The organism is Clostridium sp. UMB9555A, from assembly GCF_030222355.1.
Taxonomy (GTDB): Bacteria; Bacillota; Clostridia; order Clostridiales; family Clostridiaceae; genus Sarcina; species Sarcina perfringens.
In genome coordinates this window covers 30317-46268 of record NZ_JASORQ010000002.1, presented here as the reverse complement: position 1 = coordinate 46268, position 15952 = coordinate 30317, and the positions used below count along the sequence as shown (strand labels likewise).

Below are 15952 nucleotides of genomic sequence, written 5' to 3'. Positions count from 1 at the left end.
AGCCTTTTTATTTTATTGGTAATTCTATAACAAAATTACATCCTTTTAAAGGGACATCACTTAAGTAGATTGTTCCTCCATGTTTTTCTACAATTTCTTTACTTATGGTTAATCCTAACCCTGAACCACCCTTTTTAGAATTTCTTGATTTTTCTTCCCTAACAAAAGGATTAAAGATATGTTTTTTTATTTCTTCACTTAAACCTATACCATCATCACTAACTATTATTTTAACTTTATCCTCTTCTTTTTTTAGACTTACTAAAAACTTAGTTCCTTTTTTATTATATTTAACACTATTTATTATTAAATTGCCTATGGCTCTTTCAAGTCTTTTATTATCAAATTCTAAGTAAAGATCATCTTCACTTATTTCAAAATCAAAATCAAAGTCCTTTTCTTCTAAAAGATATATGTAATCCGCAATTAAATTTCTTAAAAATTCGCTTAAATCTTGATATTTTTTATGTAGAATAAATTCAGAACTTTGAAGTGTATAAAACTCAAATAGTTCCATTATCATTTCATTTGCTCTTTCCCCATTGCTCTCAATTATACTTATATATTTATGTAAAGACTCTTTTTCAATATCTAGATTGTTTTTTATAATATTGGAATATCCTATTATACTTGATAAGGGAGTCTTTAGGTCATGTGCTATATTTCTAACAAATTCTTTCCTTAGCTTTTCTGATTTCTCTTTTAATTTCTTTTCTTCTTCTATTTTAGAAGCCATATTGTTAAAAGCCTCTCCAAGCTCCTCAAACTCATTGTTTTTTTCTATGTTAATTCTAGTAGAATAATCTCCTAAGGATAATTTCCTAACTCCATTCATAAGCTTATCTAAAGGTTTAGTAAATGTCTTAGAAGTTAATTTTGAATAAAGTATTAGACTCATTGTAAAAATAAAGATATATAAAGAAATCATAATATATACAAATATCTTAAATCCAATTTTAGGATTTCTAGTGAAAATCTTCCCGAAGTTTTCTTCAGGTATTCTAGTAATTACAAAAAATCTTCCTTCCTTACTATAGCCAGTATAAGATAAGTAATCCTCATCTATATTAATTCCATGCATTTCATCCACCAAGATTTTACTGAATTCTTCACTAGAATATTTATCTCTTTTCACCTGTTGATTTCCAATTGTTTCTATTATGTTTAGGTCCTTATCTATAATTTCAATCCATCCACCATGTTCTGTTACATAATCTTGATTACCTATACTGTTATAATCTTTATTTTCTATTTCTCCTGCAAGTATTTTAGAAGCTTCAGTTTCTATTGGCTCACTTTTTAAATATATACTAACCCCTATAATAAAAGAAATTATAAATATAGTAGCAGTTATAATGGTTATGAGTAAAAATACCTTTAGATAATTCCTAAGTAATATATTTGATACCTTATATCTGTTTTTTCCTAGATTAAATTTTTTCAAACCTATATCCTATCCCTCTTATAGTTTTTATCTTGCAAGGATTTTTAGGATCTTCTTCTATCTTATCCCTTAAGTGGCTTATATGAACCATTATAGTATTGTCATCACCTAAATACTCCTCTTGCCATACATTTTCATATATTTGTTTTTTAGTAAACACTCTTCCAATGTTGCTCATAAGCATTTCTAAAATCTTAAATTCCTTTGCATTTAAAGTTACTATTTCTCCATCTTTTTTTACTGTACATCCTTCTTTGCTAAGTTCTAAATTTCCTATTTTTATAAGTTCATTTTCTCCAGAATATTTATAGCATCTTCTTAAATTTGATTTAATCCTAGCCATAAGTTCTACAGGTTTAAAAGGTTTTATAACATAATCATCAGCACCTAAGCCTAAACCTAATATTTTATCATCATCCTCAATTTTAGCAGTTAAAAATATAACTGGAATCTGACTCCATTCCCTTAACATCTTTAATAGATTAAAGCCATCTATTCCATCCATCATAACATCTAATAAGGCTAAGTGTATGTGTTCTTTTTTTAAGATATCTAAGGCTTCTAATCCATTTACAGCCTTAAATACAGTGTATCCTTCCTTTAATAAATGCAATTCTAAAAGATTTCTTATATCTTGTTCATCCTCAGCTATTAAAATATTCATATTCCCCTCCTATATAGTAATTCCTTAAATACATTATAATATTAAACCATACCTTTACTAAACTTAAAATTATATTATTTAAGATATTTTTAAGCTTAATCTTTAACTTATGATAGTATTCTGCTTCTTTATACAAATTAGAATCAAGTTTTTAAATAAAACTAATAAAAATTCTTTACAAAATTAAAATATTAAAGATTAAGGTCTCAAATAAAAAACAATTCCTTATTTGAGACCTTATATTTATTAGTTATTTAATATATATTCACTTAATTTAGCATTAGCTAACATTAATTTTATTCTATTTTCTTGATTTACCTTCGTTGAAGATGGATCATAATCTACAACAACTATATTAGCATCTGGATGTTTCTCCATAATTCCTCTAATCATACCTTTTCCAACTATGTGATTAGGAAGACATCCAAAGGGTTGAGCACAAACTATATTATTTACACCACTATTTATAAGTTCTAACATTTCGGCAGTCATAAGCCACCCTTCACCCATTTTAACGCCTCTTCCTATGTACTCTTCAACAGAAGTTTTTAATTCCTTAAATGGCGATGGTGCTCTAAACTTACTATATTTTTTTATTGAATCTATCATAACATTTTGTAAATGCTCTAAATATGAACATCCAATTTTAGTAAATTTACTTGAAACTTTTTTCATTCCATATAATTTATAATCTATTTCTGAATTTGATAGACAATACATGAAGAAATCCGTAACACCAGACATAACAACTTCAGCATTATCTTCTCTTAAAAATTCCTCTAAATTATTATTTCCTAAAGGAGAATACTTTAAATAAATTTCTCCTACTATACCAACCTTTACTTTTTCAGTTTCTTCTAGTTCTATCTTAGAAAAATCTAAAATTATATTTTTATATAGTTCTCTTACCTTTAAATATTTTAAGCTTTCAAACTTCTCTTTTAAAACCTCAATCCACTTATCTAAAACCCTATCTGTTTCACCCTTATTAATCTCATAAGATTTACACTGATTATACATATACATAAGCAGATCTCCATAATAAAGAGCATATATGCATTTTATTAATAAGCCTGGATACATTTTAAACCCTTCATGCTTTTCTAATCCACTTGCATTTAAAGAAATTACTGGAACTTGCTCTAAGTTATTTTCTTTTAGTGCCTTTCTTAACAAATGTATATAATTAGATGCACGGCATCCGCCCCCAGTTTGGCTCATTATTAAAGCCGTTTTGTCTGGGTCATATTTTCCACTTTTTAAAGCTTCCATAAGTTGTCCAATTACAATCATAGCTGGATAGCATATATCATTATGAACACTTTTTAATCCTTCTTCAATAGCGCTATTTGTATCACCATCAAAAAATTCTAATTTATAACCGTACTTTTTCATTATTCCAGATAAAAGTTTAAAGTGTATTGGCAACATTGTAGGAGCTAAAATAGTATGAGTCTTTCTCATCTCTTTAGTAAATACTGCAAAATTTTTATTATTTTCCATTTCCATTCTATCACCTATTCCTGTGCTATAGCCTCTAGCAAGCTTCTTATCCTTATTTTAGCTGCGCCTAAATTATTAGTTTCATCTATTTTTAATTGAGTATATATTTTGTTATTTCTCTCTAGTATGTCTTTAACTTCATCAGAAGTTATGGCATCTGTTCCACATCCAAAGGAAACTAATTGTATAAGTTCCATATCTTTATTTTTAGCAACATAATAAGCAGCATTATATAATCTAGCTTGATATGTCCATTGATTTAATATATTAACCTTTGGCTTTTCATGACTTACTTCAATAGAATCTTCTGTTAAAACAACAATTCCTAAGCTACTTAAAACCTTGTCTATTCCATGATTTATTTCTGGATCTATGTGATAAGGTCTTCCTGCTACTACTATAACCTTCTTATTGTTATTTTTAGCATACTCTATAAACTCTTCACCTTTTTCTTTTATATGCTTAGTATATTTATCATACTCTATATAAGCCTTTTCTAAAGCATTCTTAACTTCCTTTTGTTTTATATCTCCAAAAGTTTTATTTAAAATCTCATAAAGTTGTTTGCTTAATAATTTTTTATTGTTTAAGCTTAAATATTCCATCATAAAGTTATTGCTATCTAACTCTTTTACATTTGTCTTTAAAAGTTCTGGATAATAAGCTACAACAGGGCAATTAAAACAGTTATCTGATATACCTTCGTCAAAATTATAACTCATACATGGATAGAATATATGCTCTATATTTTTACTTATTAAGTTTTCTATGTGACCATGAGCTAATTTCGCTGGATAACACACAGTATCTGATGGAATTGTATGTTGCCCTTTTAAATACATCTTCTTATTTGATTCATCAGATAAAACCACCTTAAAGCCTAACTCTTTAAAGAATGTAGCCCATAGAGGAATATTTTCATACATATTTAATACCATTGGTAATCCTATAGTTCCTCTTTTTCCTTCATCTAATGATTCATATTCTCTTAACTTTTTATATTTATACTGATACATATTAGGAATACTTTCAGATTTTTTATTACCAGTTGGTTTTTCACATCTATTTCCTGAAATATATTTTTCTCCATCATTAAAGATATTTATTGTTAAATTACATCTATTAGTACATAATCCACATTTAGCTATTTTGGATTTATGCGTAAAACTCTCTAAATCCTCTTTAGAAATTATCTTACTTTCCTTTAAATTTTTTCTTTTTGCATAAAGAGCACATCCATAAGCTCCCATAAGTCCTGATATACTAGGTCTTATAACATTCATACCAAGCTCTTTTTCAAAGGCTCTAAGGATGGCATCATTATACATGGTTCCCCCTTGAACAATTATATTTCTTCCTAATTCATCAAGACTTTTTGCTCTTATTACTTTATAAAGAGCATTTTTAACAACACTTACGGAAAGTCCAGCTGAAAGATCTTCTACTGTAGCCCCTTCCTTTTGTGCTTGTTTTACTGATGAGTTCATAAAAACTGTACATCTTGATCCTAAATCTGCACCATGCTTCGCAAATAAACCAAGTTTTGAAAAAGTTTCTACATCATATCCCATTTGATTAGCAAAACTTTCTATAAATGAACCACATCCAGATGAACATGCTTCATTTAGCATTATATTGGCTACAATGCCATCCTTTATTTTAAAGCATTTAATATCTTGTCCACCTATATCTAAAATAAAGTCTACCTTAGGATTAAAATGACTTGCTGCAATATAATGAGCTACAGTTTCTACTATTCCAAAATCAATTGAAAAGGCTTTTTTTATTAGCTCTTCTCCATAGCCAGTAACTGCACTACCCATTATCCTAATTTTTTCTCCACATATATTATAAATATGCTTTAATTCTTTTTTTACAACTTCAATAGGATTTCCTTTATTAGATCCATAATATTCATATAAAATATTATCCTCTTTATCTATTAAAACAACCTTTGTTGTAGTACTTCCAGCATCTATGCCTATGTAGGCATCTCCAGTATAATTATTTATATCACTAACTTTAACCTTAGCTTTTTGGTGTCTTTCCTTAAACTCATTATATTCTTCTTCAGAATTAAATAATGGATCTATTATATTCATAGTTGATATTTCATTATGATTTTCTTTTATTATATTTAATAATTCATAATATTCATATTTTTTATTATTTTCCTTTGAATATATAGCACTTCCAATAGCAACAAAAACCTGTGCATTTTCAGGAGAAACAACATCATTATCCTTTAATTTTAATGTTTTTATGAATCTCTCTCTTAGTCCCTTACAGAAATATAAAGGTCCTCCTAAAAACATTATTTTTCCCTCAATACTTCTTCCTTGTGCTAGTCCACCTATTGTTTGATTTACAACAGATTGGAATACACTAGCTGAAATATCCTCTTTTCTTGCTCCTTGATTTAATAGAGGTTGTATATCAGTTTTAGCAAAAACCCCACATCTTGAAGCAATCTCATATATATTCTCATGTTTAAGACTTAAGTTGTCCATTTCATCTACAGTAAGCCCCATAAGGTGAGCCATTTGATCTATAAAAGCTCCTGTTCCCCCTGCACAACTTGAGTTCATTCTCTCCTCAAAACCACCAGTTAAAAAAATTATCTTGGCATCTTCTCCTCCAAGCTCTATTGCCACATCCACATCATCATAATATCTTTTTATAGCTAAAGTTGTAGCAAATACTTCTTGAACAAAAGGTAAATTATACTCTTTTGAAATTCCATAACCAGCAGATCCAGTTATAGCTATCTTAAATTTTTTATTCTCAATTATCCCTTTTATATTTTCTAGTTCTTCGATTAGCTTTTCTCTTACCTTAGAGTAATGTCTTTCATAATTTGAGTAAAGTATCTTGTCCTCTTCATTTAAGACTATACACTTTAAGGTTGTAGACCCTGCATCAATACCTATTTTGTAATACAAAGTTAATGTCACCTCTTTATTAATAATTGATATATTTTTATTAATTATCATGCAAAAATATGAATAAATTTTGAAGAAACAATTCATTTTTCGTTAACTCTTTATTAACTATATCATAATTATTTAATTATATCATCTAATTAAAAGTTTTAATAACAAGCAAAATTTAAATTTACTTTTAAAAATTACTCTATATTCTCATTAAAATAAAGATTACTTATTAACTGTAAATATATGCATAAAAAGTGGTTATTAAGCAAAAAACTCAATAACCACCTTTCTTATATTTAATTATCTTCTTTTCTTTCCTTTTGACCCTCTTTGGCTCTTTTGCTCAAATCCTCTTGATTTGTTTCCTCTTTGTTTCTTACTATGAGAACTTCTTTTCTTATCTTCTGACTCTCTTCTTCCGCTATTCTCATTTCTACTCTTTCTTCCACCACTTTTGTGATTACTATGATTATTTCCTTTCCCAAAGCTATTTTTATCTCTAATTAAGCATTTTGGACCATTACCAATTAAATCCTCTCTACCAGCCTTAACTAAAGCATCATAAACTATGTTATAATTCTTTGGATTTTTAAATTGTAATAAAGCTCTTTGCATTGCCTTTTCTTCTTTACTTCTAGGAATATAAACTTCTTCCATTGTTAAAGGATCTAATCCAGTATAGAACATTGTAGTTGATAATGTTCCTGGTGTTGGATAGAAATCTTGTACTTGCTCTGGTTGATAATTTATATCTCTTAAATATTCAGCAAGCATAATTGCATCTTCTAACTTGCATCCTGGATGACTTGACATTAAATAAGGAATGATGAATTGTTTCTTTCCTAATCTTTCTGTGATTCTAAAGAATTTTCTTCTAAACTCATCATAAGTTTTTCCTGCTGGTTTACCCATGTATTTTAAAACATTTGGAGATACATGCTCTGGTGCAACTTTTAATTGACCACTTACATGATGCTCAACTAATTCCTTAAAGAAAGTATCATCTTTATCTGCCATTATATAATCATATCTTAGTCCTGAACGTATAAATACCTTTTTAATTCCTGGTAATTTTCTTACTCTTCTTAATAAATGAAGGTATTCTCTATGATCTACCTCCATGTTCTTGCATATACCTGGTGACATACATCTTTTATGTTTACAAGCTCCTAAAGTTAGTTGCTTCTTACATGCTGGCTTTCTAAAGTTAGCTGTAGGTCCCCCTATATCGTGTATATATCCTTTAAAATCATCATATTTAGTTATTTCTTCAGCTTCTTCTACTATAGAATCTTCACTTCTACTAGTTACAATTCTTCCTTGGTGGAAGGTTATTGCACAGAATGAACAGTTTCCTGAGCATCCCCTTGAACTTACTAAACTAAACTTAACCTCTTCAATAGCAGCTATACCACCATCTTTCTCATAAATAGGATGGTAAGTCTTTTGATATGGAAGAGCATATACTCTATCTAATTCTTCCCTTGAAAGAGGCATTTCTGGTTTATTTATAACAACATATTTTCCATTATGTTCTTGAACTAAAGTTCTTCCTCTTACAGGATCTTGCTCATCATATTGAATTTTAAAGCATTCTGCATAAGTTCTCTTATCACTTGAAACTTCTTTAAATGATGGCAGAACTATATGCTCCTCATAGATTTCATCTAAACTATCGGCTATGTAACATGTTCCTGGTATATGTCTTATGTACTTTCCATCAAATCCTTGATTTAAGAAGTCAGCCACTTCAACGATTTGCTTTTCACTCATTCCATATACTAAAAGGTCCGCTCCACTATCAACTAATATTGATTTTCTTACCTTGTTATCCCAGTAATCATAATGAGCAAATCTTCTTAAACTAGCTTCAATTCCACCAATTACTATGTTAACATCCTTATAAGCTTCTCTTATTTTATTACAATAAACTATTGTAGCTCTATCAGGTCTCTTACCCATTTCCCCCTTAGGAGTATATAGATCTTTCTTTCTTAACCTTTTGCTTACTGTATAGTGATTAACCATAGGATCCATGTTACCACCATTAACTAAGAATCCTAATCTTGGTCTACCTAATTTTTTAAAGTCATCAACGCTCTTCCAATCTGGTTGAGCTATTATTCCAACCTTATATCCAGCATTCTCTAAAACCCTAGATATAATTGCTGTACCAAAACTATGATGGTCTATGTATGCATCTGCTGTAACTAATACAAAGTCACATTGTTCCCATCCTCTTTCTATCATATCATCTTTGCAAATTGGCAAAAACTTATTTTCACTCATTTCTTCACCTACTTGTCTCTTCTTAAGCTTATTTAAAACTCCTCTAAATAAATCTTCATATGATTATAACATTAAAAAGAGTCTGTATCAAAATAATTTTTAGTAAACCTTATAAATAGTGTAAATAAACTTTCTAGAGAAATATATTATTTTCTCAATATGTTTATAAGGTTTATTGTTATATTTTTTTGCAGCTCCTTTAAACTTCCTTCCAAAAATTTTTGCAAGTGTTTTTAATTCCTTCTTCACTTTCTACTAAAATATTTAAAAACCACTCTCTTGGAAGTAGCCTCTTATATTTATTTGTAAAGTATCTATCATCTAATAAAAGTACTACCCCTTTATCTTTTTCTGTTCTAATGCATCTTCCAGCTGCTTGAAGCACCTTAATTATTCCAGGATAAACATAGGCATAGTCAAAACCATTTTTACCTATAGAATTATAATATTCTTTTATACTTTCTCTCTCTAAGCAAATTTTAGGCATACCAACTCCAATAATTATAACTCCAATAAGTTTATCTAAGGTTAAATCTATGCCCTCTGAAAAATGCCCCCCTAAAACAGCTAAGCCAAGATGTGTTTTTTCTCCTCCTTCTTTAAATAAAGATAAAAACTCTTCTTTTTCTTCTTCCTTCATATGATCCCCTTGGGCTACTAAACTAAAATCAACTTCTCTTTTTTTAATTTCCTCATGAACCATCCACATATATTCATAAGAAGGAAAAAATACAAGATAGTTACCTCTCTTGCTTTTAACACATTCTATTATGTAATTAACTATTTTAGGAAGAGTTCTCTTTCTATTAGAATAGGTTGTTGATACATCCTTTCCAACTATAGTAAGCTTATTTTTATAATCAAAGGGAGAAGTTAAATTAACAGAATAATCCCCTTCCTGTGCTCCATAAAGTTCTTTAAAATACTCAATAGGAAGGAGAGTAGCTGAAAATATTATAACTGATTTAAACCTATTCATTATACTTTTAAGTATCCTAGATGGATCTAAACAGTTAATTAATAATTCTAAATTATTTCCATCTAATTTATATAAAGTAGTAAAATCTTCTCCATAATAAGAACATATATTTAAGAATTCATACACATTAAAATATAACTCTAAAAGATTTGAATTTTCTTCACTAGATTTACTCTCATAAATATCTACCTTTTCTAAAAAGCCTCTTAAAATTCCATATAAATCACTTGGTTCTTCCTTTTCTACAAGACTTTTAGTTTCTAAATTTTCTAAAACCTTTCTTTTTTCTATTAAATATTTATTAGCCCTATCTAAAGAGTTATATATTCCCTTATCCTTACTTTTAAATTCTCTTTTTAGTTTTAAAAAATCATCTTTAAATATTTTGGAAGAATACATACTTCTTCCCCTATCTAAAAGATTATGAGCTTCATCTATTAAAATTGTATAATCCTTGGCTTTCCCTTCTAATATTCCCTTTAGAGAAGCCTGAGGATCAAATATATAATTATAATCACATATTACTACATCACAAAAATTACTTAGCTCAAGAGAAAATTCAAAGGGACAAATATTATATTCCTCAGATAATTTATTTATATATTCTAAATCATATTCTTCCTTATGCTTTAGTGCTTCCTTTAAAGCAATATTAACCCTATCAAAGTATCCATTAGCATAAGGACAATATTCTGGAATACACTTTTTTTCTTCCATCTTGCAACATTTTTCCTTTGCAGTTATATTAACACTTCTTAGATTTAATCCTTTTTCTCTCATAATACGCAAAGTATTATTTGCAATTTCTCTTGTGGTAGTTTTAGCCGTTATATAAAAAATTTTTTGAGTTTCCTTAGCTCCTAAAGCTTTTACTGCAGGAAATAATGTAGACATTGTTTTCCCCGTGCCAGTAGGTGCTTCTGCAAAACATTTTTTCCCCTCTGTAATAGCCTTATAAACTCTAATAGCTAGTTCTCTCTGTCCCTTCCTATAAGACTCAAAAGGGAAATTAAAACTTTCTATAGAATCATTTCTAAAGTCTATCCAAATTTTCTCTAAAATTATCCATTCTTTATATTTTTCTATTAAATCATAGAAAAACTCTCTAAGTTCATGAAAACTATATTCTTTCCTTAAAAACTTTGTTCCAAAATTTTCAACATTGTAATACGTTAACTGGACTATTATTGAGTCTAAATTTTTCTCTTTGCTGTATATATAAGCATATACTTTAGCCTGAGCCCAATGCAATTCATTAAAATCATAATCTATATCCATTACATTTTTTGTAGTAGTTTTTATTTCATCAATAATTATTTTTTCATTTTCCTCTAATATTCCATCTGCTCTACCTTCTACCCTTAAAGTAAAATCTTCAAAATCAATATCCTCTTTTAAGGTAACTTCAGCCCTATCCTTTTCAGAATAAGAACTCTGTATTTTCTTGTGTCCCTTTATTCCCTCTAAAGCTCTTACAGATGCTTTTATACGACTATCTATACTTCCTCTTCTTAAAACAAATTCAACTAAATTTCTTATAGAAATCTTTATTAATTCATTTTTCACTTAAATCACCCATTTTCACTGTGTATATATAAACTCTATCACATAATTAATAAAAATAAAAAGCCTAGAAAGATTAAATTTCTCTAGACTTTTTGTTTTTATTAAGAATTTACTTTTATCTCTTCTTCTAAACCTTGTGATAAATGTTTTTTATAAAATATAGTAAAGCACGCTACTGTTGATAGGGCTGCTATTATATCTGCAAAAGGTTCTGCCATAAGAACCCCCATAAGCTTATTTTCAAAAACCATTGGAAGCACATATATAAATGGTATTAAAAGCACAATCTTTCTAAGTAAGGCTAAAATTAATGATATTTTTGCTTGTCCTAAAGCTAAGAAAGTTTGTTGACAGGCAACTTGTGCACCAAAAAGCAAAATACCTGCAAAGTATATTCTAATACTCCATGAGGTTATCTCCATTAATTGAGGATTATTACTATTAAAAATCTTTACAAACACATCTGGTAACATCATTAATGCACTCCACATAATTGTGGTAAATACCATTGATGATACTAAAAGTAATTTAAAGGCTTTTTTTACTCTATAGACTTTATTAGCCCCATAGTTATAACTTATTATAGGTTGTGCCCCTTGAGAAAGTCCCATTAATGGAAGTAATATTATTTGCATTACACTACTCATAATAGTCATTGCTCCAACAGCTAGGTCTCCACCATACTTTAATAAATTATTATTCATACTTATTATGACTAAACTTTCAGTAGCTTGCATTATAAATGGAGATACTCCTAAAGCCATTATTGAAAATACTATTTTTAATTTTGGCTTTAAGAATTTTTTTCTTATTCTAAGAATACTTTGTTTTCCAAATAAAAAGTATAATACCCATATAGCAGAGGCGCATTGACCAATTATAGTTGCTAAAGCTGCTCCCTTAACTCCCATATTAAATCCAAAAATTAAAATTGGATCTAATACAATATTTATTACAGCGCCTACCATAACTGTTATCATTCCAACCTTAGCAAATCCTTGCGTATTTATAAATGGATTCATTCCCAAAGCAATTTGAACAAATATAGTACCTATTAAATAAATGCCTAAATAATCTAAAGCATATCCTATAGTTGCATCACTAGCCCCAAAGGCCCATAAAATTGGCTCCTTAAATATAAAGAAAAATACTGTTAAAAATAAAGCTAATCCTATAAGTGCAGAAAAACTATTTGTCATTATTTCTTCAGCATCTTCTTTTTTCTTTTCTCCCATTTTTATCGCTGCTAAGGGAGCTCCTCCCATACCAACTAAACCACTAAAAGCAGCGACTATCATTATAATTGGAAAGGCTACCCCAACTCCAGCCATAGCCATGTCACCAGATTGCAATCTTCCTATAAACATTCTATCTACTATATTGTATAAAACATTAACAAGTTGAGCTATTATAGCTGGCATAGCTAGTTTAAAAAGGAGCTTTCCAATACTATCCCTTCCTAAATCTGTTGTTTTTTTGCTCATACTATTCACCATTCTTTCCCTTAATTTTATTTATGCTCATGATTTTTTATATGATTCATACAATAACATTTATTACCACTGCATTTTGAACAGTATCTAAATTCCATATTAGGATCATCTAAATCTGTAATTCCACAAACTTTACATCTATGTCTATGATCACTTTTTTTAACTTTATTTTCAAAGCTCTTCTTTCTATAGTAATTTTTAGATGTTGAAACTGTTCCTTTTAATACATCTTTTCCAAAGAAAATTAAATAATTTATCACTGGTGCTAGTACTAGTAATTTTCCACCAATAGAATTTACAGTGATTAAATTCCAAATTATTACTCCCCAGTTTAACATAGCTAAATATTTAACCTTAATAGGAATTATAAATAAAAATAATAATTCAAAATCAGGGGCTATCTTTGCAAAAGCTAAAAATAAGGATAAATTTATATATGCTGAAGTTGCTGGTGTATCTGTTAAAAATGAAATTATTATAGTGCTTAAAACTCCTATGAGATAATATATATTAAATTTAAAACCTCCAAGTTCTCTTTCTAAACTTATTCCAGCAATATAGTAAAAATATAGAGCAAAAACTATAAATAAAGGACTTGTCATTGGTGGAATAAATATAAATGTTAATAACCTCCAAACCTCTCCCTTTAATACTAAATCAGGTACTAAGACTAAATTCAGTATAGATTCTTTTCTAATTGATGTATACATCATAATATAAATAATTGCGTTAAAGGATATTATATATGTAATTAAATTTCTTATATAAAAATCTCCAAATTTCCTTTCTAACTTATTCCAAATATTCATTTTTAAAACCTCCTTTCTTAATTATAAAAGGGCGTATATCAAAATAAGTTTTATTATTATATTTTGATACAGCCCCATTTACCATTTTTATAATGTCTTAAAAATAATAACTTTATTTTTTAACAATAGAGTTTTTAAATATATGAATATACTATCTTCTTCATATTATCCATTTCTTTTTCCATATCAGAAACAAGCTTAAATTGATTTCTAGCTCTATCTAAGTTGTGATTTTCCCTATGTATTTTAAAGTAAACATCTCCATTTAAATAATCCATAAGAAATCTCATTCCACATTCAAAGGTCATAAGTTTAGCTGCAAAAGGTAAATATTCAATTTCCTCTTTTGTAAAGGCATCCCCTGCTGACTCTAAAAATCCTTTTGCAAAATGCTCATAAAGATTTAAATCAAAGCTTACCTTGGATAAATCCACTTCATCTTCTAAAGCTGTTGTAGCTCCTGAACGAATAGAATCTCCAAAGTCATATAGTGATAGTCCTGGCATAACAGTATCTAAATCAATAACTGCAATTCCTTCTCCTGTTTTATCATCTATCATTATATTATTAAACTTTGTATCATTATGAGTAACTCTTAAAGGAAGGTTATTTTCTTTTATCATATTTACTAAAACTTTTGTATCTTCAGCACGGTTAATTACAAAATCTATTTCTTCTTTTACATCATTTGCTCTTCCTTTTCTATCTTCCCTTACAGCTTCCATAAATGCCTCAAATCTCTTTTCTGTATTATGAAAATCAGGGATTGTATCATAAAGCATATCAACATTAAAATCTGATAATTGCTTTTGAAATTTTCCTAAAGCCTTACCAGCTGTATATAAATGCTCAGGTTTTTCAACTATTTGATAGGTGCTAGCGCCATGTATGAAATTAAAAATTCTCCAATAATTTCCCTCTTTGCATTTATAGAAGTTTTTTCCTTCTTTTGTCTTCACTATATTTAAGGTTTCCCTTAAGGGGTCTCCATTTTCTTCTATAATCTTATTTTTTATATGTGAAGTAACATTTTCAATATTCTCCATTAGTTGCTCCGGATTTTTAAATATGTCAGAATTCACTCTTTGAAGAACATATTTTATTTCTTCTCCATTTTTCCCTTCACATTTTATTATAAATGTATCATTTATATGACCACAAACATGGCTATCTGATGTTTTTAACTCTCCCTCTAAATTAAAATTTTCTGCTATACTTTTAAAATCATAATTTTTGTTCATTTTATTTAAACTCCTCCCACAAATCATCTGGATAAATATTTTTAGATAATTTTTTTAAAGAATCCCTAACACTTTCTTTATCCTCTTTATAAGTAACTCCATACCATTGTTCATTTGTTTTTAAAACCTTAACATTAACCCTATCTTCTTTTATAAGCTCATCTATTGCTGTAGGAAGATAAAACTCTTCTTTACATTTATCTATACTTTTATCTTTTAAAAAAGTAAAAAATTTATCTTCTAGTTCTGTAAATATGCTAGGTTTTAATCCCCAAATATTCATAGAAACTAAGGTGTTTTTAGGAATATTATGATAATCTCCATCCTCTTCATAGCATATACTATTTCCTTTTTTCATAATTTTTGTTTTTTCTTTAATAGAAATTAATTCTCCCTTAGAATTCAAATCACATATTCCTCTAGATACACTTCCAAAGTCAGTTAATGTTTTACTTACCTTAAAACCTACCATAAAGTATTCAGAATCACACTTACTTTTTTTAATTTCTTCACAAAGTATTCTATAGGTTTCTCTTCCATAAAAATCGTCAGCATTTATAACTATGAAAGGTTCTTCTATAAAACCTTTGCAACATAAAATTGCATGTCCAGTTCCCCAAGGTTTAACTCTTTTAAATTTCCCTTTAAATTCTTTTTCTAAATTATCAACTTCTTGAAAAACATATTCAGTTTCTATTATATTTTCTATTTTAAAACCTATAGTTTCTCTAAACTTCTGAAAAATATCTTTTTTTATTATAAATACAACCTTTGTGACACCAGCTTTAATAGCATCATAAATGGAATATTCTATTATGGTCTCCCCATTTGGTCCTATCTTATCAATTTGCTTTAAGCCTCCATATCTACTTCCCATTCCTGCTGCCATTATTACTAAAGTAACCTTGTCCACTTTCATCCCCTCACTTTTTAATACTTTTCTCCCCTTAAACCATAAATAAATTTTATAAGTTATTTAACATAGTTAAATTTATTTTACTAAATTTTCTGTTGTTTTTCTCTTAAGTTTA

Annotated in this window: 10 protein-coding genes; all 10 read right to left on the bottom strand. The window is 28.3% G+C overall.

Going from position 1 to position 15952, the window contains the following annotated elements; all coding sequences use genetic code 11:
* Nucleotides 1–7: 7 nt before the first annotated feature.
* A complete protein-coding gene (locus QP548_RS05320) occupies nt 8–1444 on the bottom strand; it encodes a HAMP domain-containing sensor histidine kinase (protein WP_061427960.1) in 1437 nt (478 codons plus the stop codon).
* On the bottom strand, nt 1431–2108 hold the full coding sequence (locus QP548_RS05315; protein WP_003453585.1) for a response regulator transcription factor: 678 nt from the start codon (nt 2106–2108) through the stop codon (nt 1431–1433). Before QP548_RS05315 ends, QP548_RS05320 begins: the two co-directional genes overlap by 14 nt.
* 246 nt (nt 2109–2354) lie before the next feature.
* The gene (locus QP548_RS05310; protein WP_061427961.1) at nt 2355–3617 is read right to left on the bottom strand and encodes a 2-hydroxyacyl-CoA dehydratase; all 1263 of its coding nucleotides are present in this window, start codon (nt 3615–3617) and stop codon (nt 2355–2357) included.
* 8 nt (nt 3618–3625) lie between these two features.
* Nucleotides 3626–6553: an acyl-CoA dehydratase activase-related protein gene (locus tag QP548_RS05305; RefSeq protein WP_075808108.1), complete on the bottom strand. Its 2928-nt coding sequence runs from the start codon at nt 6551–6553 to the stop codon at nt 3626–3628.
* Nucleotides 6554–6844: 291 nt separating this feature from the next.
* Nucleotides 6845–8833: a YgiQ family radical SAM protein gene (locus QP548_RS05300; protein ID WP_061427962.1), complete on the bottom strand. Its 1989-nt coding sequence runs from the start codon at nt 8831–8833 to the stop codon at nt 6845–6847.
* 199 nt (nt 8834–9032) lie between these two features.
* Nucleotides 9033–11378 carry a helicase C-terminal domain-containing protein gene (locus QP548_RS05295; RefSeq protein ID WP_061427963.1) on the bottom strand — a complete coding sequence of 782 codons (2346 nt, stop codon included), beginning with the start codon at nt 11376–11378 and terminating at the stop codon, nt 9033–9035.
* Between the two features lie 101 nt (nt 11379–11479).
* The gene (locus tag QP548_RS05290; RefSeq protein WP_061427964.1) at nt 11480–12874 is read right to left on the bottom strand and encodes an MATE family efflux transporter; all 1395 of its coding nucleotides are present in this window, start codon (nt 12872–12874) and stop codon (nt 11480–11482) included.
* Between the two features lie 14 nt (nt 12875–12888).
* On the bottom strand, nt 12889–13680 hold the full coding sequence (locus QP548_RS05285; RefSeq protein WP_061427969.1) for a rhomboid family intramembrane serine protease: 792 nt from the start codon (nt 13678–13680) through the stop codon (nt 12889–12891).
* Nucleotides 13681–13814: 134 nt separating this feature from the next.
* On the bottom strand, nt 13815–14921 hold the full coding sequence (locus QP548_RS05280) for a phosphotransferase enzyme family protein (RefSeq protein ID WP_061427974.1): 1107 nt from the start codon (nt 14919–14921) through the stop codon (nt 13815–13817).
* A gap of 1 nt (nt 14922) precedes the next feature.
* Complete coding sequence (locus QP548_RS05275) at nt 14923–15834, bottom strand: nucleotidyltransferase family protein (RefSeq protein ID WP_061427975.1); 912 nt, start codon at nt 15832–15834, stop codon at nt 14923–14925.
* Nucleotides 15835–15952: the final 118 nt, after the last annotated feature.

What these genes read in the sequence shown, in the direction of transcription:
- QP548_RS05315 (WP_003453585.1), bottom strand. Translation starts at nt 2,108, where the DNA reads ATGAATATTTTAATAGCTGAGGATGAACAAGATATAAGAAATCTTTTA.
- QP548_RS05310 (WP_061427961.1), bottom strand. Translation starts at nt 3,617, where the DNA reads ATGGAAATGGAAAATAATAAAAATTTTGCAGTATTTACTAAAGAGATG.
- QP548_RS05300 (WP_061427962.1), bottom strand. Translation starts at nt 8,833, where the DNA reads ATGAGTGAAAATAAGTTTTTGCCAATTTGCAAAGATGATATGATAGAA.
- QP548_RS05290 (WP_061427964.1), bottom strand. Translation starts at nt 12,874, where the DNA reads ATGGTGAATAGTATGAGCAAAAAAACAACAGATTTAGGAAGGGATAGT.
- QP548_RS05285 (WP_061427969.1), bottom strand. Translation starts at nt 13,680, where the DNA reads ATGAATATTTGGAATAAGTTAGAAAGGAAATTTGGAGATTTTTATATA.
- QP548_RS05280 (WP_061427974.1), bottom strand. Translation starts at nt 14,921, where the DNA reads ATGAACAAAAATTATGATTTTAAAAGTATAGCAGAAAATTTTAATTTA.